Here is a 22151-nt window from a genome sequence, read left to right on the forward strand (position 1 = left end):
TCCGATGCGCCTGTCTCCCATCAATCAGCGCCGCTGGGCGCGCTTCAAGGCCAACAAGCGCGGCTGGTGGTCGCTCTGGCTGTTCCTCGTGCTGTTCGTCGCAAGCCTGGGCGCCGAGCTGATCGCCAACGACAAGCCGCTGGCCATCCGCTACGACGGCAACTGGTACTTCCCGGTGGTCAAGCGCTACCCGGAAACCGCCTTCGGCGGCGAGTTCCCCATGGAGGCGAACTACAAGAGCCCCTACATGCGCGAGCAGATCGCGCAAAAGGGAGGCTGGATCCTCTGGCCACCGATCGCGTACAGCTACGACACCATCAACTACGACCTGCGCGTCCCCGCCCCCTCCCCGCCCACCCGCGAGAACTGGCTGGGCACCGACGACCAGGCGCGCGACGTGTTCGCCAGGGTGATCTACGGCTTCCGCATCTCGGTGCTGTTCGCCCTGACCCTCACCGTACTCAGCTCGCTCATCGGCGTCGTCGTGGGCGCGCTGCAGGGCTTCTACGGCGGTTGGACCGACCTGTTAGGCCAGCGCTTCCTGGAAATCTGGTCGGGCCTGCCGGTGCTCTACCTGTTGATCATCCTCGCCAGCTTCGTGCAGCCGGGCTTCTGGTGGCTGCTGGGAATCATGCTGCTGTTCTCCTGGATGAGCCTGGTGGACGTGGTGCGTGCAGAATTCCTCCGCGGCCGCAACCTGGAATACGTGCGCGCCGCGCGGGCGCTGGGGATGCGCAACGGGGCGATCATGTTCCGCCACATCCTGCCCAACGCGATGATTTCCACCCTGACCTTCATGCCGTTCATTCTCACCGGCGCCATCGGCACCCTGACCTCGCTGGACTTCCTCGGCTTCGGCCTGCCCGCCGGGGCCCCCTCGCTGGGCGAACTGGTGGCCCAGGGCAAGTCCAACCTGCAGGCGCCCTGGCTCGGTATCAGCGCCTTCGTGGTGCTGGCGGTGATGCTCAGCCTGCTGGTGTTCATCGGCGAAGCCGCCCGTGATGCCTTCGACCCGAGGAAGTGAGATGACCCACAGCGAAAACCTCATCGAAGTCCGCGACCTCTCGGTGGACTTCCTTTGCGGCAACGAGACGGTCCATGCGGTGGAGAAGATCAGCTTCGACATCCGCAAGGGCGAAACCCTGGCGCTGGTGGGCGAAAGCGGCTCCGGCAAATCGGTCAGCGCCCACTCCATCCTGCGCCTGCTGCCCTACCCCACGGCCAGCCATCCCTCGGGCAGCATCCACTACGCCGGCAAGGACCTGCTGAAGCTGCCCGAGAGCAAGCTGCGCGGCATTCGCGGCAACCGCATCGCCATGGTCTTCCAGGAGCCCATGACCTCGCTGAACCCGCTGCACACCATCGAGAAGCAGATCGGCGAAGTCCTGGCCCTGCACAAGGGCATGAACACCCCACAGGCGCGGGCGCGCACCCTGGAGCTGCTCGACCTGGTCGGCATCCCCAACCCGGCCAGCCGCCTGAAGGCCTATCCCCACGAGCTCTCCGGCGGCCAGCGGCAGCGGGTGATGATCGCCATGGCACTGGCCTGCGAGCCGGAACTGCTGATCGCCGACGAGCCGACCACCGCGCTGGACGTCACCGTCCAGCTGAAGATCCTCGACCTGCTGCGCGACCTGCAGCAACGCCTGGGCATGGCACTGCTGCTGATCACCCACGACCTCAACCTGGTGCGGCGCATCGCCCACCGCGTGTGTGTCATGCAGCACGGCTGCATCGTCGAGCAGGCGCCTTGCGAGACCCTGTTCGAGTCGCCGCAGCATCCCTACACCCGCGAACTGCTGGGCGCGGAGCCCAGCGGCAATCCGGCCGACAACCCGCCCGGCCCGCCACTGCTCAACGTGAACGACCTGCGGGTCTGGTTCCCGATCAAGAAAGGCGTGTTCCGCCGCACCGTGGACCACGTCAAGGCGGTGGACGGCATCGACTTCAGCCTGCCCCGTGGGCAGACCCTGGGCATCGTCGGCGAGAGCGGCTCGGGCAAGTCCACCCTCGGCCTGGCCATCCTGCGCCTGATCAACAGCCAGGGCGGTATCCGCTTCGAAGGCAATGACATCGAGGGCATGAACCAGAGCCAGGTGCGGCCCTTGCGCCGCGAAATGCAGGTGGTCTTCCAGGACCCCTTCGGCAGCCTCAGCCCACGCATGTCCGTGGGCCAGATCGTTGGCGAAGGCCTGGAGATCCACGGCATCGGCACGCCCGAAGAGCGCGAGCAGGCGATCATCGATGCGCTGAAGGAAGTCGGTCTCGACCCGGACACCCGCCATCGCTATCCCCACGAGTTCTCCGGTGGCCAACGGCAGCGCATCGCCATCGCCCGGGCCCTGGTGCTCAAGCCGGCGCTGATCCTGCTGGACGAGCCGACCTCGGCACTCGACCGAACCGTGCAGCGCCAGGTGGTGGAACTGCTCCGCCGCCTGCAGGCCAAGTACAACCTGACCTACCTGTTCATCAGCCATGACCTGGCGGTAGTCAAGGCGTTGAGCCACCAGCTGATGGTGATCCGCCACGGCAAGGTGGTCGAACAGGGCTCGGCAGAACAGGTGTTCTCCGCGCCGCAGCACGCCTACACGCAACAACTGCTGGAAGCCGCCTTCATGGTTCCGGCGCAAGCTCACTGAAGCAGGGAGAGGAATACCCGTGGGATTTCTGACCGGTAAACGCGCGCTGATCGTCGGCGTTGCCAGCAAACTCTCCATCGCCTCCGGCATCGCCGCCGCGATGCACCGCGAAGGCGCGGAACTGGCTTTCACCTACCAGAACGACAAGCTCAAGGGCCGTGTCGAGGAATTCGCCGCCGGCTGGGGCTCCCGCGCCGAACTGTGCTTCCCCTGCGACGTCGTCAATGATGCCGACATCGAGGCGGTATTCACCGAACTGGGCAAGCACTGGGACGGCCTGGACATCATCGTCCACTCCGTAGGCTTCGCACCGGGCGACCAGCTCGATGGCGACTTCACCGAAGTCACCACCCGCGATGGCTTCAGGATCGCCCACGACATCAGCGCCTACAGCTTCATCGCCCTGGCCAAGGCCGGCCGCGCCATGATGAAGGGCCGTAACGGCAGCCTGCTGACCCTCTCCTACCTCGGTGCCGAACGCACCATGCCCAACTACAACGTGATGGGCATGGCCAAGGCCAGCCTGGAAGCTGGCGTGCGCTACCTGGCCGGCAGCCTCGGCCCGGAGGGCACGCGGGTCAACGCCGTGTCCGCCGGCCCCATCCGCACCCTGGCCGCCTCGGGCATCAAGAGCTTCCGCAAGATGCTCGCCGCCAACGAACGGCAGACGCCGCTACGCCGCAACGTGACCATCGAGGAAGTCGGCAACGCCGGCGCCTTCCTCTGCTCCGACCTGGCCAGTGGCATCAGCGGCGAAATCCTCTACGTCGATGGCGGCTTCAATACCACCGCCATGGGGCCGCTGGAAGACGAGTGATTCCTTTCGCCCGCCCATGAAAAAAGGCCGCATGTGCGGCCTTTTTTCTTTTCCGATTCCGGACTGCCGGGAGCAGTCCGGGTCAGCCATTACTTGGCGTTGTCGAATTTCTCGATCTTCGCCTGCTCCTGCAACTGACGGCGGAAGGCAGCGAAGTCTTCCTGGCCACTGCGCGACGCGAGGAAGCGCTGGTACATGGCCTTCTCTTCGTCGGTCATCTTGGCTTCGGGCTCGCTGACGCCGGAGAGGCGCACCAGCACGAAGTCGCCGTTGGGCAGGGCCACGCCGGACAGGCTCGGCTTGTCGGCCGACGCCGGATGCGCCATGCGGAACACGCCTTGCAGCACGACCGGCTCGACGCCTTCCTGGCTACGGGAGGCGGCTTCCACCACCTTCCAGCTCTGGCCTTCCTGATCCGCGTTCAGCGGGGTCTTGCCATCGCGCAGGCTGGCGAGCAGTGCTTCACCACGGGCCTTGGCATCGGTAGCGGCATGCTCCTGCTGCAGACGAGTACGGATGGTTGCGCTCACCTGCTCCAGGGTTTCCTGCTCAGGCTTCTTATGCTCCTTGACCCGCAGAACAACCACGGTGTCCGGGTCCAGTTCGATCGCGCCGCTGTTGGCGCCATCTTCCAGCACCTCGGGGCTGAATGCCGACTGGATGACCTGGCGGTTCGCAGTCACGCCCTCGCCGCCTTCGCGACCGAACGGCTTGCTGGTCTGTACCTTCAGCCCCATGTCCTGGGCCGGCTGGGACAGATCGGACGCCTCGTAGGCGGCACTTTCCAGCTGCTTGGTGGCATCGACGAAGCGCTGCTCGACCAGCTGGGTCTTCACTTCCTGCTCCAGCTTCGGCTTCAGACTCTCGAAGGTCGGAACATCCGGTGCCTCGACGCCCAGCAGCTTGATCAGGTGCCAGCCGTAGGGGGTTTTCACCGGAGCGGAAACCTCGTCCTTCTTCAGCGCATAGAGCGCCTCTTCGAAGGCCGGGTCATACACGCCACGACCGGCATAGCCCAAGTCGCCGCCATTGGCAGCGGAGCCAACGTCGTTGGAAAGCTCCTTGGCCAGCTTGGCGAAGTCTTCGCCCTTGGCCAGGCGCGCCTTGATCTCTTCGATCTTGGCCTTGGCCTGCTGGTCGTTCTGCTTGTCGCTCACCTCGATCAGGATATGCGCGGCGTCACGCTGCTCGGCGAGACCGGCGATTTCCTTCTGGTACAGGGCATCGAGGTCTTCCTTCTTCACCTCGACCTGAGAGAAGAAAGCGGACTTCTTCAGCTCGATATAGTCGATGGTGACCTGTTCGGGGGTCATGAATTCGCTGCTATGGGCGTCGTAGTACGCCTTGATCTCGCTGTCCTCGACCTTGCTCCTGGACGGATCGGCCTTGAGAGTCAGGGTCGCGAAGTCACGGGTCTGCTTTTCCAGGCGTGCGAAGGCCTTCAGCTCGTCATCGGTGACGAAACCGGTACCGGCGATGCCGGCGCGCAGTTGGCCGATCAGCATTTCCTCGCCGAACATCTGGCGGAACTGCATGCGGCTATAGCCCATCTGGCGAATGACCTGGTCGAAGCGGTCGGCGTTGAACTTGCCGTCCACCTGGAACTCGGGGGTCTGCAGGATCAGTTGGTCCAGCGCCTGCTGCGAGAAGGCGAACTTGTCCTTCTGGGCGGCCTGCAGGACCAGCTTGCGCTCGATGAGCGACTTCAGCGCGGAGTCCTTGAGCAGCTTGTCGTCGAGCATGGAGGCATCGAAGTCCTTGCCCAGGCGCTGCATCAGCTGGCGACGCTGCATGTCCACGGCCTGCTGCACTTCAGGCAGACCGATGTCGTCACCATTGACCTGCGCGGCGACGTTCTCGTGATGGGTTGCGCGAATGATCTGATCGAACCCGGTCAAAGCCATGAGGACAACGATCACCCCCAGGATGGTCTTGGTGATCCAGCCCTGAGAATTGTCCCTGATGTTTTGCAGCATGCGGCCCCCGAACGCGGCCACGGCCTGCCGTCAATGGCGGCGCGGCGTGGAAAAAAGGCGGATATAAGAAAGGCGCATCCGAGGATGCGCCTTCTCGTAACTGTTGGAGCGTGCGGGCATCTGCCCGTGACCCCCAGCGAATCCTACCAGCCCTGGGCCTGTAGGATCGCCGCTCCGTGATCGGCCCAACCGAAGCGGGGCCGATCCAGGTCTAGTCCAAAAAGACGCTTAGTTTACAGCATCCTTGAGGGCTTTACCGGCCTTGAAGCCCGGGATCTTAGCGGCAGCGATCTTGATCGGCTTGCCGGTTTGCGGGTTGCGACCGGTGCGAGCAGCACGCTCTTTCACGGCGAAGGTGCCGAAGCCGACCAGTACGACGGAGTCACCAGCCTTCAGGGCGCCAGTTACAGACTCGATCACCGCGTCCAGAGCGCGACCGGCAACAGCTTTCGGGATATCAGCAGATGCGGCGATAGCATCGATCAGTTCCGACTTGTTCACTCTAAGTCCCCTTATTTCTGTTGAGTATGTTTCTATGTGTTAGGTGTAAGCAAAAGCAGGTGCTGGTTTGCCAACTGACAAAGCAAGTGCCGCTTTATAACAAGGGCTCAAAAACAGTGTCAAGAAAGCCCCCCAACTAATGCGTGCTGATTCGCTCCTTGGAATCAGACTCGCGTTTCTCATCCTTTGCAACCATCTCGGGAGCCGCATCGGGCAAGGGCTCCGGGGCGTATTGCAGCGCAATTTGCAGGACCTCGTCAATCCATTTAACCGGTTTAATAACAAGATCAGCCTTAATATTGTCCGGAATTTCCCTAAGATCTCGGACATTTTCCTCGGGAATGATCACGGTCTTGATTCCACCGCGATGCGCGGCCAGAAGTTTTTCCTTCAGCCCGCCAATGGCCAGCACCTGACCCCGCAGGGTGATTTCACCGGTCATGGCAACATCGGCCCTTACCGGAATCTGCGTAATGGCAGAGACCAGTGCAGTGCACATGCCGATACCGGCGCTCGGACCGTCCTTCGGCGTAGCGCCTTCCGGCACGTGGATATGGATGTCCTGCTTCTCGTGGAAGTCCGCCGGAATCCCCAGGCTCTTCGCCCGGCTGCGCACCACGGTCAACGCGGCGGTGATGGATTCGGCCATGACGTCGCCCAGCGAGCCGGTCTTGGTCAGCGCGCCCTTGCCGGGAACGATGGCCGACTCGATGGTGAGTAGTTCGCCGCCCACCTGGGTCCAGGCCAGGCCGGTCACCTGACCGATCTGGTCCTGCTGCTCGGCCAGGCCGTAGCGGAACTTGCGCACACCCAGGTAGTTCTCCAGGGTTTCCGGAGTCACCTTGGCATCGATGCGCTTGGCCTTGGCACCATCCTTCACCGCCTTGCGGCAGACCTTGGCGATCTGGCGCTCCAGGCTGCGCACGCCGGCTTCACGGGTGTAGTAACGAATGATGTCGCGGATCGCCGCTTCCTCGAAGGTCAGCTCGCCCTTCTTGAGACCATTGGCCGCAGTCTGTTTCGGTACAAGATATTTCGAAGCGATGTTGACCTTCTCATCCTCGGTGTAACCCGGCAGGCGAATCACTTCCATACGGTCCAGCAGCGCCGCCGGAATGTTCATGGAATTCGCCGTGCAGAGGAACATCACGTCGGACAGGTCGTAATCGACTTCAAGATAATGATCGTTGAAGTTGTGATTCTGTTCCGGATCGAGAACCTCCAGCAGCGCCGAGGCGGGGTCGCCGCGCATGTCGCTGCCCATCTTGTCGATCTCATCCAGCAGGAACAGCGGGTTGCGCACGCCGACCTTGGTCATCTTCTGGATCAGGCGACCGGGCATGGAGCCGATGTAGGTACGACGGTGACCGCGGATTTCAGCCTCGTCACGCACGCCGCCCAGGGCCATGCGCACGAACTTGCGGTTGGTCGCCCGGGCAATGGACTCTGCCAGCGAGGTCTTGCCCACGCCGGGCGGGCCGACCAGGCAGAGCACCGGGCCTTTCAGCTTCTTCACGCGTTTCTGTACGGCGAGGTATTCGAGGATGCGTTCCTTGACCTCTTCCAGGCCGTAGTGGTCCGCATCGAGGATATCCTCGGCCTTTTCCAGGTCGTGGCGCACCTTGCTCTCGCCCTTCCACGGCACGTTCACCAGCCAGTCGATGTAGGAGCGCACCACGGTGGCCTCGGCGGACATCGGCGACATCTGCTTGAGCTTGTTCAGCTCGGCAGTGGCCTTGGCCATGGCTTCCTTGGTCAGGCCGGCGGCGTCGATGCGCTTCTTCAGCTCCTCGACTTCGTTGTGGCCCTCGTCGATGTCACCCAGCTCCTTCTGGATGGCCTTCATCTGTTCGTTCAGGTAGTACTCGCGCTGGCTGCGCTCCATCTGCTTCTTCACGCGACCGCGAATGCGCTTCTCGACCTGCAGCAGGTCGATTTCGGCATCCAGCATGGCCAGCACGTGCTCGACGCGGGCGGACAGCTCGGTGATTTCGAGGATTTCCTGCTTCTGCTCGATCTTCAGCGCCATATGGGCAGCCATGGTGTCCACCAGGCGGCCGGGCTCATCGATGCTGTTGAGCGAGGACAGGACTTCCGCCGGGACCTTCTTGCCCAGCTGCACGTACTGTTCGAACTGGCTCAGCAGGCTGCGCGTGAAGACTTCGGACTCGCGCTCGCCAATGGATACCTCGTCGATGATCGAAACTTCTGCGCGGCAGTAGGCTTCCTCATCGATGAAGCGCTCTACCTGGCCGCGCTGCTCACCCTCGACCAGCACCTTGACGGTGCCGTCGGGCAGCTTCAGCAGCTGCAGGACGGTGGCCACGGTACCCATGCGGTACAGGCCGTCCGCACCCGGGTCGTCGTCGGCAGGGTTCTTCTGCGCCAGCAACAGGATCTGCTTGTCGCCGGTCATGGCGGCCTCGAGGGCCTCGATGGATTTCTCACGCCCGACGAAAAGCGGGATGACCATGTGCGGATACACCACTACGTCACGCAGGGGGAGCAGGGGCAACTCGACGAGTGTTTTCATGATATTCGGCTCTACAGCGGCACTTGGCCAAAACGATGGGATTGAACCCTTCGGCCTAAGATGGGGTTAGGACTGGGAAAAAACAAGCGCGGTAGATGGGAAGAAGAAAGGGGCCCTAGGGCCCCTTCTGGTTTCAGGCGTCAGGTGCAGCCTTGGCCGGCTGCTCGCTGTTCTCGTAGATCAGCAGCGGCTGGGACGAGCCATCGATGACACTTTCGTCGATGACCACCTTGCTGACCTCGGTCTGCGAGGGGATCTCGTACATGGTGTCGAGCAGAATGCCTTCGAGGATGGAACGCAGGCCGCGGGCGCCGGTCTTGCGGTCCAGCGCCTTGCGGGCGACGGCCTTGAGGGCGTCCGGACGGAACTCGAGGTCCACACCTTCCATTTCGAAGAGCTTGGCGTACTGCTTGGTCAGCGCGTTCTTCGGCTCGGTCAGAATCTGCATCAGCGCAGCTTCGTCCAGCTCGTCGAGGGTCGCGATGATCGGCAGGCGGCCGACGAATTCCGGGATCAGGCCGAATTTCACCAGATCTTCCGGCTCCACCTCACGCAGCGCCTCGCCCACCTTCTTGCCGGCCTCCTGGCTGCGAACCTCGGCGTTGAAACCGATGCCGCCCTTGGTGGAGCGATTCTGGATGACCTTTTCCAGGCCAGCGAACGCACCACCGCAGATGAACAGGATGTTGCGCGTGTCGACCTGCAGGAACTCCTGCTGCGGGTGCTTGCGGCCGCCCTGGGGCGGTACGGAAGCCACGGTGCCTTCGATCAGCTTCAGCAGGGCCTGCTGAACGCCTTCACCGGACACGTCGCGGGTGATCGAGGGATTGTCGGACTTGCGCGAGATCTTATCGATTTCGTCGATGTAGACGATGCCCATCTGGGCCTTCTCGACGTCGTAATCGCACTTCTGCAGCAGCTTCTGGATGATGTTCTCGACGTCCTCGCCCACGTAGCCAGCCTCGGTGAGGGTGGTGGCATCGGCGATGGTGAACGGAACATTGAGCAGGCGCGCCAGGGTCTCGGCGAGCAGGGTCTTGCCCGAGCCAGTCGGCCCGATCAGCAGGATGTTGCTCTTGCCCAGTTCGACGTCGTCCTTGCGCTCACGCTGGTTCAGACGCTTGTAGTGGTTATAGACCGCTACCGCCAGCACTTTCTTTGCACGTTCCTGGCCGATCACGTACTGATCGAGGATGGTGCGGATCTCTTTCGGCGCCGGAAGCTTGTGCGCACTGCTCTCGGCCTGTGCCTCCTGCACCTCCTCGCGGATGATGTCATTGCACAGGTCGACGCACTCGTCGCAGATAAAGACCGAGGGGCCGGCAATCAGCTTGCGCACTTCGTGCTGGCTCTTGCCGCAGAAGGAGCAATACAGCAGCTTGCCGTTGTCCTCGCCGTTGCGGGTGTCAGTCATTCGATCGTTCCAATCGGGGATATACGTGAAGGACAAGATGAAGGCATTCGCAGGCATTTTCAAGCCCGCGAAGCGGCCGGATTACCGGCCGCGGTATTGCGGAGAAACTCAGCTGGCGGAAGGACGCTGAGTGAAGACCTGATCGATCAGGCCGTAGCTGACGGCCTCTTCGCCGCTCATGAAGCGGTCACGGTCGGTATCGCGGGCGATCACGTCCAGCGGCTGGCCGGTGTGATGCGCCAGCACCTGGTTCAGGCGCTCCTTGATGAAGAGGATTTCCTTGGCGTGGATCTCGATGTCCGAGGCCTGGCCCTGGAAGCCGCCCAGCGGCTGGTGGATCATCATGCGCGAATGCGGCAGGCAGTAGCGCTTGCCAGCGGCACCGCCGGCCAGCAGCAGGGCACCCATGCTGCACGCCTGGCCCACGCAGATGGTGGACACATCGGGCTTGATGAACTGCATGGTGTCGTAGATCGACATGCCAGCGGTCACGGAGCCACCCGGGGAGTTGATGTAGAGATGGATGTCCTTGTCCGGGTTCTCGGCTTCGAGGAACAGCAGCTGGGCAACCACGAGGTTGGCCATGTAGTCCTCGACCTGGCCGACCAGGAAGATAATCCGCTCCTTCAGCAGGCGCGAATAGATGTCGTAGGAACGCTCACCGCGGGCGGACTGCTCCACCACCATCGGCACCAGACCACCCGCGGCCTGGATGTTCGGAACTTGCGGCATATAAGGATTATGCATGTCCGACGATCACTCCCTAATGAAAAATCATGTCTCTAAGACGCACAAGCCAGCCCGAAGGCTGGCTTGTGACAATCGAACGAAGCGATGGATCAGGCCGCTTGCGGAGCTTCAGCAGGCTTGACCGCTTCTTCGTAGGATACCTGCTTGTCGGTCACAGTGGCCTTCTGCAGGACAGTATCTACAACTTGTTCTTCCAGTACAACCGAACGAACTTCGTTCAGTTGCTGGTCGTTCTTGTAGTACCAGGCAACAACTTGTTCCGGCTCCTGATAGGCGGAAGCCATTTCTTCGATCATCTCGCGAACGCGGGCTTCGTCGGCCTTCAGCTCGTGCTGCTTGACCAGCTCGGCAACGATCAGGCCCAGCACGACGCGGCGCTTGGCCTGCTCTTCGAACAGTTCGGCCGGCAGTTGGTCGGGCTTGATGTTGCCACCGAACTGCTGGACAGCCTGCACGCGCAGACGGTTGACTTCGTTGACGATCAGGGCCTTCGGAACTTCGATCGGGTTGGTCTCGACCAGACCTTCCATCACCTGGTTCTTCACCTTGGACTTGATGGCCTGACGCAGTTCACGCTCCATGTTCTTGCGAACTTCGGTGCGGAAACCTTCCAGAGTGCTTTCCTTCACACCGAACAGAGCGAAGAACTCTTCGTTCAGTTCCGGCAGCTTCGGCTCGGCGACGCTGTTGACGGTAACGGCGAACTCGGCGGCTTTGCCGGCCAGATCCAGGTTCTGGTAGTCCTCGGGGAAGGTCACGTTCAGAACGCGCTCTTCACCGGCCTTGGCGCCAACCAGGCCTTCTTCGAAGCCCGGGATCATGCGGCCGGAGCCCAGCACCAGCAGGGTACCCTTGGCGGAACCGCCAGCGAAGGCTTCGCCATCGATCTTGCCGACGAAGTCGATGTTCACCTGGTCGTCGTTCTGAGCGGCGCGGTCAACGGCTTCGAAACGGGTGTTCTGCTTGCGCAGAATGTCCAGCATGTTGTCGAGATCGGCATCGGCCACGTCGGCCTGCAGGCGCTCGACCTTGATGCCGTCGAAACCGGCAACCTGGAACTCGGGGAAGACTTCGAAGGTAGCGACGTACTCGAGGCCCTTCTCTTTTTCGAACACTTTCGGCTCGACGGACGGAGCACCGGCCGGGTTCAGCTTCTGCTCGACCACGGCTTCGTAGAAGGTTTCCTGGATCAGGTCACCCAGTGCTTCCTGACGAGCGGAGGCTTCGTAGCGCTGACGGATGACGCTCATCGGCACCTTGCCGGGACGGAAGCCAGGAACCTTGGCGCGACGGGCAGTCTGCTGCAGACGCTTGTTGACTTCGGTCTCGATGCGCTCGGCCGGCACGCCAACGGTCATGCGGCGCTCAAGAGCGGAGGTGCTTTCAACGGAAACTTGCATGGATATTCCTCGTGGCACAGACGTAAGCCGGTCTTTCCGGCTCCCAGAATCAAGGGCAAGCATTCTAGTAGCTAGAAATGCAGAAGTCACCAAGACCGGAAGCTGCGGAAATTCACGGATGCGAGAGCTAATAGAGAAGAATGGTGCGGACGGAGAGACTCGAACTCTCACAGCTTGCGCCACCGGAACCTAAATCCGGCGTGTCTACCAATTTCACCACGTCCGCAGGGAACCGCAGAAACGAAAACGCCAGGCTTTGGGCCTGGCGCTTCGGAATATGGGGTGGACGATGGGAATCGAACCCACGACACCAGGAGCCACAATCCTGTGCTCTACCAACTGAGCTACGCCCACCATATTACACTTGCTTGTACCGAACGCCACTTGGCGCACCCGGCAGGACTCGAACCTGCGACCATCCGCTTAGAAGGCGGATGCTCTATCCAGCTGAGCTACGGGCGCTTTAAGTGGCGGCAACCCTTGCTAAGCAGACTCAGTGAAACCACTGAATCGGTTGGCACCGCCTTCGTCTTTCGTTTCAGGCTGTGCTCGGCAAGCGGGGCGCATGTTATCGATGCGCCCATACCCCGTCAACAACTTTTTTAAAAAAAATTCAAAGAGATAAAGGAGTTACGGCAAATCGAGGGTGCCCGCCTTTGCCTTATGAAGGCAGCGTGCGAAAATGTGCGCCTTCTTTTCAGCCGCCTTAATGGTTATCCCCCCGACATGACTGCAAAACTGATCGACGGCAAAGCGATCGCCGCCAGCCTCCGCCAGCAGATTGCCCAACGCGTCAACGAACGCCGCCAGCAAGGACTGCGCATCCCCGGCCTGGCTGTGATCCTGGTCGGCAGCGACCCCGCCTCTCAGGTCTATGTCGCGCACAAGCGCAAGGACTGTGAAGAGGTCGGCTTCATCTCCCAGGCGTACGACCTCCCCGCCAGCACCACCCAGGAAGAGCTGCTGGGCCTGATCGACCGCCTGAACGCCGACCCGGCCATCGACGGCATCCTGGTGCAACTCCCCCTCCCCGCCCACCTCGATGCCTCCCAACTGCTGGAGCGCATCAGCCCCGACAAGGACGTGGACGGTTTCCACCCCTTCAACATCGGTCGCCTGGCCCAGCGCATCCCGCTGCTGCGTCCCTGCACCCCGAAGGGCATCATGACCCTGCTGGAAAGCACCGGCGTCGATCTGTACGGCATGGACGCAGTGGTCGTCGGCGCCTCCAACATCGTCGGCCGCCCGATGGCGCTGGAACTGCTGCTGGGTGGCTGCACCGTCACCGTGACCCACCGCTTCACCCGCGACCTGGCCGACCACGTACGCCGCGCCGACCTGGTGGTCGTGGCCGCTGGCAAGCCGGGCCTGGTCAAGGGCGAATGGATCAAGGAAGGCGCCATCGTCATCGACGTGGGCATCAACCGCCAGGAAGACGGCAAGTTGGTGGGCGACGTGGAATATGACGTGGCCGCCGAGCGCGCCAGCTGGATCACCCCGGTGCCGGGCGGTGTCGGCCCGATGACCCGCGCCTGCCTGCTGGAAAACACCCTGTACGCCGCCGAGCATCTGCACGCCTGATACGCTCGCGACGCACAAGAAAAAGGCCGCTGATCAGCGGCCTTTTTCATTTCCAGGGGGCGAACTTACTCGGCCAGACGCCAGGTAGTGCCGCCCTTGCCGTCTTCCAGCACCACACCCAGAGCGGTCAGCTCGTCGCGGATGCGGTCGGATTCGGCCCAGTTCTTCGCCGCGCGGGCATCCAGACGCGCCTGGATCAGCGCCTCGACCTGAGCGGCGTCAACCTTGCCGGCCGCGCCCGCCTGGAGGAACTCGTCGGCGTCCAGCTGCAGCACGCCCAGCAGACCGGCCAGCTCGCGCAGGCGCGCCGCCAGTGCGGCAGCCGCCGCCGGCTCACTGTCGCGCAGACGGTTGATCTCGCGGGCCATCTCGAACAGCACGGCCACGGCTTCCGGCGTACCGAAGTCGTCGTCCATCGCCGCGGCGAAACGCTCGACGAACGCCTCGCCACCCGCGGCAGCAACCTGCGGCAGGCCGCGCAGCGCGGTGTAGAAACGCTCCAGCGCGCCCTTGGCTTCCTTCAGGTTGTCCTCGGAGTAGTTGATCGGGCTGCGGTAGTGGCTGGAGACCAGCAGGAAGCGCACGACTTCCGGGTGGTACTTCTCCAGCACTTCGCGAATGGTGAAGAAGTTGCCCAGGGACTTGGACATCTTCTCGCCGTCCACCCGCACAGCGCCGGCATGCATCCAGCTGGCCGCGTAGAGCTTGCCGGTGGCCGCCTCGCTCTGGGCGATCTCGTTCTCGTGGTGCGGGAACACCAGGTCCGGACCGCCGCCGTGGATGTCGAAGGTCTCGCCCAGGCAGCAGGTGGACATCACCGAGCACTCGATGTGCCAGCCCGGACGACCGGCGCCCCAGGGCGACTCCCAGCTCGGCTCGCCCGGCTTGGCGCCTTTCCAGAGCACGAAGTCCAGCGGGTCTTCCTTGGATTCGTCGACCTCGATCCGCGCACCGATGCGCAGGTCTTCGATCTTCTTGCGCGACAGCTTGCCGTAGCCGGCGAACTTGCCGACCCGGTAATAGACGTCGCCGTTGCCCGGCGCGTAGGCGTAACCCTTGTCGATCAGGGTCTGGATCATCTCGTGCATGCCGGCGATATGGCCGGTGGCGCGCGGCTCGATGTCCGGACGCAGGACCGACAGGCGCGCCTCGTCCTCATGCATCGCGGCGATCATGCGAGCGGTCAGGTCTTCGAACGATTCGCCGTTCTCCTGGGCGCGACGAATGATCTTGTCGTCGATGTCGGTGATGTTGCGCACGTAAGTCAGGTCGTAGCCGCGATGACGCAGCCAGCGGGCGATGACGTCGAATGCCACCATGACGCGGGCATGGCCGATGTGGCAGAAGTCGTACACGGTCATGCCGCACACGTACATGCGCACCTGGTTGCCGACCAGCGGCTTGAAGGCATCCTTGGTCTTGGACAGCGTGCTGTAGATCTGCAAGTCAGCCATGCCTTACTGCCCCCAGGAATCGCGCAGGGTCACGGTGCGGTTGAACACCAGGGCGCCGAATTTGGAGTCCTTGGAGTCGGCGCAGAAGTAGCCCTCGCGCTCGAACTGGAAGCGATCGACGGCCGTGGCCTTGGCCAGCGACGGCTCGGCGCGGCAGCCCTTGAGCACCACCAGGGAGTCAGGGTTGATGTTGTCGAGGAAGCTGCCGCCCTCTTCGGATTTCTCCGGGTTGGCGGAGCGGAACAGGCGGTCGTACAGGCGCACTTCGCACTCCACGCTCTCGGCGGCCGGCACCCAGTGGATCACGCCCTTGACCTTGCGGCCCTCGGGGTTCTTGCCCAGGGTGTTCTCGTCGTAGCTGCAGCGCAGTTCGACGATGTTGCCGTCGGCATCCTTGATCGCTTCGTCGGCACGGATCACGTAGCTGCCGCGCAGGCGCACTTCGCCGCCCGGGACCAGGCGCTTGTAGCCGGCCGGCGGGACTTCTTCGAAGTCGCTGGCATCAATGTAGATCTCGCGGCTGAACGGCAGCACGCGCATGCCCATGTCCTGCTTCGGGTGGCACGGCAGCTCGAGGATCTCGGTCTGGCCTTCCGGGTAGTTGGTGATCACCACCTTCAGCGGCTTGAGCACGCACATGGCACGGCTGGCGTTGGCGTCCAGGTCGTCACGGATGGCGAACTCCAGCATGCCGATGTCCACTACGCCACCGGCGCGGTTCACACCGATCATGTCGCAGAAGTTGCGGATCGACGCCGGGGTGTAGCCACGACGGCGGTAGCCCGACAGAGTCGACATGCGCGGATCGTCCCAGCCGTCGACGTGCTTCTCGTCCACCAGCTGCTTGAGCTTGCGCTTGCTGGTGATGGTGTAGTTCAGGTTCAGGCGCGCGAATTCGTACTGGCGCGGCTGGGCCGGGACCGGCAGGTTGGCCAGGAACCACTCGTACAGCGGGCGGTGATCCTCGAACTCCAGGGTACAGATAGAGTGGGTGATACCCTCGATGGCGTCCGACTGACCGTGGGTGAAGTCGTAGCTGGGGTAGATGCACCACTTGTCGCCGGTCTGGTGGTGATGGGCGTGGCGGATGCGGTAGAGGATCGGGTCGCGCAGGTTGATGTTCGGCGAGGCCATGTCGATCTTCGCACGCAGCGAACGGGCGCCGTCCGGGAACTCGCCGGCCTTCATGCGGGCGAACAGGTCCAGGTTCTCCTCCACCGAACGGTCACGGAACGGGCTGTTCTTGCCCGGCTCGGTCAGGGAACCGCGGTACTCGCGCATTTCCTCGGCGTTGAGGTCGCAGACGAAGGCCTTGCCGCCCTTGATCAGCTCCACCGCCCAGGCATGCAGCTGGTCGAAATAGTTGGACGCATAGCGCACCGGGCCGACCCAGTCGAAGCCCAGCCACTTCACATCGGCCTCGATGGCATCGATGTACTCCTGGTCTTCCTTCGCCGGGTTGGTGTCGTCGAAGCGCAGGTGGCAGTCACCGCCGAACTCCTTGGCCAGGCCGAAGTTCAGGCAGATGGACTTGGCGTGGCCGATGTGCAGGTAGCCGTTGGGCTCCGGCGGGAAGCGGGTGACGATTTTCTGGTGCTTGCCACTTTCCAGGTCGGCCGCAACGACGGGGCGCAGGAAGTTGGCGGCAACAGTGGCTTCTTTCGTATCGGCGGTAGGCTTGCTCATGGTGTCCTTGATCATGCTGTTGTTCGGCCAGGGTAGGCCAGCCAAACCAAAGCGCTTATGATAGCCGAAGCTGTCAACCCCCTGACAGGCCTTCGATTTTTCCAACCAGCGGAATTCCCTGATGACTACCACCGTCAAACTGCAGACCAACTTCGGCGATATCACCCTCGAACTCTTCGACGACAAGGCGCCGGAAACCGTGGCCAACTTCAAGGAGTATGTGAAGGCCGGCCATTACGACAACACCGTTTTCCACCGCGTAATCAACAACTTCATGATCCAGGGCGGCGGTTTCGAGCCGGGCATGAAGCAGAAGGCCACCAACAAGCCGATCAAGAACGAAGCCAACAATGGCGTGGGCAACAAGGTCGGCACCGTCGCCATGGCCCGCACCATGGAGCCGCATTCGGCCAGCGCGCAGTTCTTCATCAACGTCGCCGACAACGACTTCCTCAACCACAGCGCACCGACCGTGCAGGGCTGGGGCTACTGCGTGTTCGGCCAGGTGAAGGACGGCATGGACGTGGTCAACAAGATCAAGGGCGTGGCCACCACCATGCGCTCCGGCCACCAGGACGTACCGGCCGACGACGTGATCATCGAGAAAGCCGAAATCCTCGGCGAGTGAGTCGATGAGCGTCCTGTTCATCTCGGACCTGCATCTCGAAGCGGAACGCCCGGACATCACCCGGGCGTTCTTGCATTTCCTCGCCACCCGCGCCCGCTCGGCCGAATCGCTGTACATCCTCGGCGACTTCTTCGAAGCCTGGATCGGCGACGACGGCATGGATGAGTTCCAGCACTCCATCGCCCGTGCCCTGCGTGAATTGTCCGGTAGCGGCACACGCATCTACCTGATGCACGGCAATCGCGACTTCATGATCGGCAAGGCGTTCTGTCGCGAGGCCGGCTGCACCCTGCTGCGCGACCCGAGCCTGATCGACCTGGGCGGCGAAAAGGTGCTGCTGATGCACGGCGACAGCCTGTGCACCCTCGACGCGGCCTACATGAAGCTGCGCCGCTGGCTTCGTAACCCGCTGACCCTGTTCATCCTGCGCAACCTGCCCCTGGCCACCCGCCACAAGCTGGCGCGCAAGCTGCGCAAGGAAAGCCGCGCGCAGACGAGCATGAAAGCCAGCGAGATCGTCGATGTCACCCCGGCGGAGGTGGAGAAGATCATGCGCGACAAGGGCGTGCGCATCCTGATCCACGGCCATACGCACCGCCCCGCCGTCCACGAACTCGAACTGGACGGCCGCCCCGCCCGGCGCATCGTCCTCGGCGACTGGGACCGCCAGGGCTGGGCCCTGGAAGCTGACGAGCAGGGACTGCGGCAGGCGCCCTTCCCTCTCTGAACGACCGGCCACCGCAAGGGTGGCCTTCTGACGCAAACCCACCCGCACTGTCAGACATTTCTTCTTGACCAGCACCGGCGGCCTTGCGCAGCATTCCCGGTTTGCTCAATCAAGGAAGAAACATGTTCAGCAAGGGAAATCTCATCAAGTTCGGCGCCCTGCCCCTGGCATTGGTCGTCGCCGCCTTCATTCTGTTCAACGGCGTCTTCTTCTATAACGAAGCCGGCTACATGACCCACGTGCGGACCATCTTCGGCGACGAGAAGATCGTCGACGACGTCGGCTACGCCACCAAATGGTTCGGCCGCGCCACCACATGGAAGAAAGCCATCAGCGTGCAGTCCGTGCTGGTCATGGACGAGAACGACAACAACCCCGACAACGACGCCCTGGGCGCCACCATCGAAGCCTTCCCCATAGTCTTCCTCGGCAACGTCGACGCCAAAGTCGAATCCTCCGCACGCTTCCGCCTGCCCGGCGGCGACCAGTTCCTGAAGATGGCTCAGGAATACCGCAACCCGGACAACTTCATTCGCACCGCACTGGTTCCGGCGATCAAGGAAACCCTGCAGGCCACCGCCTCGCTGATGACCGCCGACGATTACTACGCCGGCGCCCGCAGCGAGTTCGCCGCGGAGTTCGAGAACCAGCTCAACGACGGCCTGTACCTGATCAAGCGCAAGGAAGTCCGCGGCCCGCGCGGCGCCGTTCCGCACCAGACCGCCATCCTCCAGGCCGGCACCGAACAGGGCAGCTTCGGCGACAACAACGCCAGCCAGTTCGTCACCGAGAAGGTCACCGACGCCAAGGGCATCCCGGTGCGCAAGCAGCAGCAGTTCCGCAAGTTCGGCGTGGAAGTGGTGGAAGCGCGCATCACCAACGTCGACCCCAATCCGCAGTACAAACAGCGCATGGTCAAGGTCCAGCAGGCCCTGGCCGAGCTGGCCGTGGCCCGGCAGAACCGCCTGAAGGAAGAGGAAGAGAAGCTGCTGGTCACCGCCCGCGGCGAGAAGGAAGTGGAAGCCAAGCGCCAGGAAACCCTGCGCGACCAGATCGAGCGCACCACCCAGGCGGAAACCGAGAAACAGTTGGCCGTGATCAACGCCGAGCGCGAGAAACAGCGCGCCGAGATCGAGAAGCAGACCGCCGAGCTGCTACGCGACAAGGCCGCCGTAACGGCCCAGGCCACCAAGATCACCGCCGACGCCGATGCCTATGCCCGCGAAGCCGTGATCAAGGCGGACGGTGCGTTGCAGCCGAAGCTCGATGCGCTGATCGCCATCAACAAGGTCTGGGCCGAAGCCGCCGCCCAGGCGCCGGTGCCGAGCGTGATGATGGCCGGCGGGCAGAACAGCGCCAGCAGCCGCCAGGACGAGATCGGCCAACTGATGGGCGTGCTGGCGACCAAGGCCGCACGAGACCTGGCGCTGGACCTCAAGGTAAAGGACTGAGTTTTGCTTTTTATGTAGGAGCGAGCTTGCTCGCGAACCAGCCCAGCGCCAGAGCTGCCGGAAAATCTGTTCGCGAGCAAGCTCGCTCCTACGAAGAACCGAGAAAAAAGCGCCCTGGTGGGCGCTTTTTTGATTCCAGCGAGCGGCTCAGGCTGCCTGCTCCACCGGTATACCGCTGTGGAAGCGGAACTCGCTATCCGGCGACTGGATCAGGCCCGCCTCCACCTCGCGAATCTCCACCACCCGGCGATCGATGTCCGCATCGTCGCCATAACGGCGCGCCAAGCTCAGGTAACCCTGGAAGTGCCGCGCCTCGGACTTGAGCAGCGAGCCGTAGAACTTCGCCAGGTCCGCGTCCAGGTGATCCACCAGCGCGGCAAAGCGCTCGCAGCTGCGGCACTCGATGAATGCACCGACGATCAGGGTATCCACCAGCTTCTGCGGCTCGTGATTGCGCACCACGGCGCGCAGGCCGGAGGCATAGCGGCTGGCGGAAATCGGCCGCAGGGGGATGCCGCGCTTCTTCAGGATCGCCAGCACCTGCTCGTGGTGGCGCAGCTCCTCGCGAGCCAGGCGCGACATGAAGTTCACCAGCTCCTCGTGGGCGCTGTACTTGGCGATCAGGGCCAGGGCGGTGCTGGCGGCCTTGAACTCGTTGTTCTTGTGGTCGATCAGCATCACTGCCTGATCCCGCAGCGCGGCTTCCACCCACGCATCCGGCGTGGCACAACCGAGGAATTCCCTGATTTCAGACAGCATGCTCAACTCCAACGAAGCCTTCCACCGGCTGGCCGGTGTCATAAATGCGGGGCATTATACGAATGCCGCCGCGCGGAACCAGCGTCCGCCCTTGATATGCCTCAACGTCATGACGGCGATATCCCGACTACAGTTGTTCCACATAAACAACGCGCACGAAGGGAGACGATCATGCAAGCCATCCGTAGCATCCTCGTAGTCGTGGACCCCGACCAGCCGGACGGTCTCGCCCTGAAGCGGGCACGCCTGATCGCCAGCGTCACCCAGTCCCACCTGCACCTGCTGGCCTGCGAGAAGCGCGGCGACTGCAGTGCGGCGCTCGAAGAGCTCACCCAGGGGTTGCGCGAGGAAGGCTTCAGCGCCTCCAGCCGCCAGTCCTGGAAGGACAGCCTGCAGAACACCATCATCGCCGAGCAGCAGGCCGAAGGCTGCGGCCTGGTGATCAAGCAGCACTTCCCCGACAACCCGTTGAAGAAAGCACTGCTGACTCCGGACGACTGGAAGCTGCTGCGCCACTGCCCCTCCCCCGTGCTGCTGGTGAAAACCAACCAGCCCTGGGCCGGGCGCAACATCCTCGCGGCGGTGGACGTGGGCAACAGCGACACCGAGCACCGTACCCTGCATGCCGGCATCGTCAGCCATGCCTATGACATCGCCGGGCTGGCCCATGGCGAGCTGCATGTGATCAGCGCCCACCCCTCGCCGATGCTCTCGGCCGCCGACCCGACCTTCCAGCTCAGCGAGACCATCGAGGCGAAATACCGCGAGGCCTGCCGGGCGTTCCAGGCCGAGTACGGCATCGACAACGACCACCTGCATATCGAGGAAGGCCCGGCCGACGTGCTCATCCCGCGCGCGGCGCACAACCTGACGGCGGCCGTGACGGTGATCGGCAGTGTGGCGCGCACCGGATTCTCCGGCGCCCTGATCGGCAACACCGCGGAAGTGGTGCTGGATGCGCTGGAAAGCGACGTGCTGGTGCTCAAGCCGGACGACATCATCGCCCACCTGGAAGAACTGGCCGCCCAGCCCTGACAGAGCAAATGCGGAACGACTACCTGTAGGAGCGAGCTTGCTCGCGAACCTTTTGCCGGCGGCTCCGGTGCTGGGCGGTTCGCGAGCAAGCTCGCTCCTACGAAGAACACAAAAAAGCCGCCCATCGGGCGGCTTTTTCATGCGGACGACTTCAGACCCGCGACTCCATCCCCTCGGCCAGGAAGCGCGGGGCGATGTAGCGCTCGTAGTGCGCCTCGGAAAGGATGAAGAACTCCTTGTCGATGGCATCGCGCAGGTCCGGCAGCGGCCAGCCGCGGAACTCCGGCAGCAGAGCCAGGCCATAGGCCTCCACCTGGTTGATCATCCGCGAACCGCGGGCGATCAGCTGGTAAGCCCAGCAATACGGCGACTGTTCGGGTACGAAGCGGATCTGCCGCTGCTCCAGCTGGGTACGCAGGCGCTGCGCATCGAAGACTTCCAGCTTGGCCATCATCACCTGGGTCAGCAGAGCCTCCAGACGGCTCAACACCGAGCGCTTCTCCTCGTCGCTGTAACCGTTCCAGTTCACCACTTCATGGTGGAAACGCTTGCAGCCACGACAGACCAGATCGCCGTAGACCGTCGAGCAGAGCCCGACGCAGGGAGTTTTGATGCGCTGAGAAGACATGAGGGAACGTATGGCGGGCAAAACGGCATAGTAGTGTCCGAGGGGGCTCATCGCAAACCACATCTCCGCCCCTGGACACGACCATTGTCTAGGCAGGATCACCCGTGCTGGGGTCGCAATCCGGCTTACCAACGCCGTTTTTTTCCATTAGAATCCCTTCGCCTTTTTGGCG

General features: G+C 62.9%; 18 protein-coding genes and 3 tRNA genes. 8 read left to right on the forward strand and 13 right to left on the reverse strand.

Annotated features, from left to right (window positions below):
• Positions 1-4: 4 nt before the first annotated feature.
• The 3 genes from ACQ5BL_RS20995 to fabI are packed head-to-tail and all read left to right on the forward strand — an operon-like array spanning position 5 to position 3456.
• A complete protein-coding gene (locus tag ACQ5BL_RS20995) occupies positions 5-1024 on the forward strand; it encodes an ABC transporter permease (RefSeq protein WP_243806946.1) in 1020 nt (339 codons plus the stop codon).
• A gap of 1 nt (position 1025) precedes the next feature.
• Positions 1026-2639, forward strand: coding sequence for an ABC transporter ATP-binding protein (locus ACQ5BL_RS21000; protein ID WP_243806947.1), 1614 nt, complete (start codon positions 1026-1028; stop codon positions 2637-2639).
• Between the two features lie 19 nt (positions 2640-2658).
• Positions 2659-3456 carry an enoyl-ACP reductase FabI gene (fabI, locus tag ACQ5BL_RS21005; protein WP_243806948.1) on the forward strand — a complete coding sequence of 266 codons (798 nt, stop codon included), beginning with the start codon at positions 2659-2661 and terminating at the stop codon, positions 3454-3456.
• A gap of 89 nt (positions 3457-3545) precedes the next feature.
• Here fabI and ACQ5BL_RS21010 read toward each other — a convergent pair whose 3' ends face one another.
• The 9 genes from ACQ5BL_RS21010 to ACQ5BL_RS21050 form a co-directional block, all read right to left on the reverse strand.
• A complete protein-coding gene (locus tag ACQ5BL_RS21010) occupies positions 3546-5432 on the reverse strand; it encodes a SurA N-terminal domain-containing protein (protein ID WP_243806949.1) in 1887 nt (628 codons plus the stop codon).
• 228 nt (positions 5433-5660) lie between these two features.
• On the reverse strand, positions 5661-5933 hold the full coding sequence (gene hupB / locus ACQ5BL_RS21015) for a nucleoid-associated protein HU-beta (RefSeq protein WP_003087931.1): 273 nt from the start codon (positions 5931-5933) through the stop codon (positions 5661-5663).
• A 136-nt stretch (positions 5934-6069) separates the two neighbouring features.
• On the reverse strand, positions 6070-8466 hold the full coding sequence (gene lon / locus ACQ5BL_RS21020) for an endopeptidase La (RefSeq protein ID WP_207888319.1): 2397 nt from the start codon (positions 8464-8466) through the stop codon (positions 6070-6072).
• A 133-nt stretch (positions 8467-8599) separates the two neighbouring features.
• Positions 8600-9880 carry an ATP-dependent Clp protease ATP-binding subunit ClpX gene (gene clpX, locus ACQ5BL_RS21025; RefSeq protein WP_207888318.1) on the reverse strand — a complete coding sequence of 427 codons (1281 nt, stop codon included), beginning with the start codon at positions 9878-9880 and terminating at the stop codon, positions 8600-8602.
• 108 nt (positions 9881-9988) lie between these two features.
• Positions 9989-10627, reverse strand: a complete 639-nt coding sequence (clpP, locus tag ACQ5BL_RS21030; RefSeq protein ID WP_041711910.1) for an ATP-dependent Clp endopeptidase proteolytic subunit ClpP — start codon at positions 10625-10627, stop codon at positions 9989-9991.
• 92 nt (positions 10628-10719) lie between these two features.
• Positions 10720-12030: a trigger factor gene (gene tig / locus ACQ5BL_RS21035; protein WP_207888317.1), complete on the reverse strand. Its 1311-nt coding sequence runs from the start codon at positions 12028-12030 to the stop codon at positions 10720-10722.
• A 141-nt stretch (positions 12031-12171) separates the two neighbouring features.
• A tRNA-Leu gene (locus ACQ5BL_RS21040) sits at positions 12172-12256 on the reverse strand.
• Positions 12257-12308: 52 nt separating this feature from the next.
• Positions 12309-12384, reverse strand: a tRNA-His gene (locus tag ACQ5BL_RS21045).
• A 31-nt stretch (positions 12385-12415) separates the two neighbouring features.
• Positions 12416-12492 (reverse strand) — tRNA-Arg (locus tag ACQ5BL_RS21050).
• 264 nt (positions 12493-12756) lie between these two features.
• Between ACQ5BL_RS21050 and folD the strand changes: the two genes are divergently transcribed.
• On the forward strand, positions 12757-13611 hold the full coding sequence (gene folD / locus ACQ5BL_RS21055; protein ID WP_243806950.1) for a bifunctional methylenetetrahydrofolate dehydrogenase/methenyltetrahydrofolate cyclohydrolase FolD: 855 nt from the start codon (positions 12757-12759) through the stop codon (positions 13609-13611).
• Positions 13612-13676: 65 nt separating this feature from the next.
• On the opposite strand, the gene cysS is transcribed toward folD, so the two are convergent.
• Both cysS and ACQ5BL_RS21065 read right to left on the reverse strand, forming a co-directional pair.
• Complete coding sequence (cysS, locus tag ACQ5BL_RS21060; RefSeq protein ID WP_243806951.1) at positions 13677-15065, reverse strand: cysteine--tRNA ligase; 1389 nt, start codon at positions 15063-15065, stop codon at positions 13677-13679.
• Positions 15066-15068: 3 nt separating this feature from the next.
• A complete protein-coding gene (locus ACQ5BL_RS21065; RefSeq protein WP_430293267.1) occupies positions 15069-16751 on the reverse strand; it encodes a glutamine--tRNA ligase/YqeY domain fusion protein in 1683 nt (560 codons plus the stop codon).
• 121 nt (positions 16752-16872) lie between these two features.
• On the opposite strand from ACQ5BL_RS21065, the gene ACQ5BL_RS21070 reads away from it, so the two are divergent.
• The 3 genes from ACQ5BL_RS21070 (at position 16873) to ACQ5BL_RS21080 (ending at position 19557) form a co-directional block, all read left to right on the forward strand.
• On the forward strand, positions 16873-17379 hold the full coding sequence (locus ACQ5BL_RS21070) for a peptidylprolyl isomerase (protein ID WP_207888314.1): 507 nt from the start codon (positions 16873-16875) through the stop codon (positions 17377-17379).
• Positions 17380-17383: 4 nt separating this feature from the next.
• The gene (lpxH, locus tag ACQ5BL_RS21075; protein WP_243806952.1) at positions 17384-18106 is read left to right on the forward strand and encodes a UDP-2,3-diacylglucosamine diphosphatase; all 723 of its coding nucleotides are present in this window, start codon (positions 17384-17386) and stop codon (positions 18104-18106) included.
• Between the two features lie 122 nt (positions 18107-18228).
• On the forward strand, positions 18229-19557 hold the full coding sequence (locus ACQ5BL_RS21080) for an SPFH domain-containing protein (RefSeq protein WP_243806953.1): 1329 nt from the start codon (positions 18229-18231) through the stop codon (positions 19555-19557).
• Positions 19558-19704: 147 nt separating this feature from the next.
• On the opposite strand, the gene ACQ5BL_RS21085 is transcribed toward ACQ5BL_RS21080, so the two are convergent.
• Positions 19705-20322, reverse strand: coding sequence for a tRNA-(ms[2]io[6]A)-hydroxylase (locus tag ACQ5BL_RS21085; protein WP_243806954.1), 618 nt, complete (start codon positions 20320-20322; stop codon positions 19705-19707).
• A gap of 165 nt (positions 20323-20487) precedes the next feature.
• Here ACQ5BL_RS21085 and ACQ5BL_RS21090 point away from each other — a divergent pair, with 165 nt between their 5' ends.
• Positions 20488-21351 carry a universal stress protein gene (locus ACQ5BL_RS21090; RefSeq protein ID WP_243806955.1) on the forward strand — a complete coding sequence of 288 codons (864 nt, stop codon included), beginning with the start codon at positions 20488-20490 and terminating at the stop codon, positions 21349-21351.
• A 151-nt stretch (positions 21352-21502) separates the two neighbouring features.
• Here ACQ5BL_RS21090 and ACQ5BL_RS21095 read toward each other — a convergent pair whose 3' ends face one another.
• Positions 21503-21979 (reverse strand): DUF1289 domain-containing protein, encoded by a 477-nt coding sequence (locus tag ACQ5BL_RS21095; protein WP_243806956.1) that lies wholly within the window; start codon positions 21977-21979, stop codon positions 21503-21505.
• Positions 21980-22151: the final 172 nt, after the last annotated feature.

The organism is Pseudomonas sp. B1-22, from assembly GCF_050474425.1.
Classification (GTDB): Bacteria; Pseudomonadota; Gammaproteobacteria; order Pseudomonadales; family Pseudomonadaceae; genus Pseudomonas.

Coding starts and splice junctions, on each gene's coding strand:
- ACQ5BL_RS21095 (WP_243806956.1), bottom strand. CDS start 21,979: ATGTCTTCTCAGCGCATCAAAACTCCCTGCGTCGGGCTCTGCTCGACG.
- lpxH (WP_243806952.1), top strand. CDS start 17,384: ATGAGCGTCCTGTTCATCTCGGACCTGCATCTCGAAGCGGAACGCCCG.
- ACQ5BL_RS21090 (WP_243806955.1), top strand. CDS start 20,488: ATGCAAGCCATCCGTAGCATCCTCGTAGTCGTGGACCCCGACCAGCCG.
- ACQ5BL_RS21080 (WP_243806953.1), top strand. CDS start 18,229: ATGTTCAGCAAGGGAAATCTCATCAAGTTCGGCGCCCTGCCCCTGGCA.
- ACQ5BL_RS21070 (WP_207888314.1), top strand. CDS start 16,873: ATGACTACCACCGTCAAACTGCAGACCAACTTCGGCGATATCACCCTC.
- ACQ5BL_RS21000 (WP_243806947.1), top strand. CDS start 1,026: ATGACCCACAGCGAAAACCTCATCGAAGTCCGCGACCTCTCGGTGGAC.
- clpP (WP_041711910.1), bottom strand. CDS start 10,627: ATGCATAATCCTTATATGCCGCAAGTTCCGAACATCCAGGCCGCGGGT.
- ACQ5BL_RS21010 (WP_243806949.1), bottom strand. CDS start 5,432: ATGCTGCAAAACATCAGGGACAATTCTCAGGGCTGGATCACCAAGACC.
- clpX (WP_207888318.1), bottom strand. CDS start 9,880: ATGACTGACACCCGCAACGGCGAGGACAACGGCAAGCTGCTGTATTGC.
- ACQ5BL_RS20995 (WP_243806946.1), top strand. CDS start 5: ATGCGCCTGTCTCCCATCAATCAGCGCCGCTGGGCGCGCTTCAAGGCC.
- folD (WP_243806950.1), top strand. CDS start 12,757: ATGACTGCAAAACTGATCGACGGCAAAGCGATCGCCGCCAGCCTCCGC.
- ACQ5BL_RS21065 (WP_430293267.1), bottom strand. CDS start 16,751: ATGAGCAAGCCTACCGCCGATACGAAAGAAGCCACTGTTGCCGCCAAC.
- tig (WP_207888317.1), bottom strand. CDS start 12,030: ATGCAAGTTTCCGTTGAAAGCACCTCCGCTCTTGAGCGCCGCATGACC.
- cysS (WP_243806951.1), bottom strand. CDS start 15,065: ATGGCTGACTTGCAGATCTACAGCACGCTGTCCAAGACCAAGGATGCC.
- lon (WP_207888319.1), bottom strand. CDS start 8,466: ATGAAAACACTCGTCGAGTTGCCCCTGCTCCCCCTGCGTGACGTAGTG.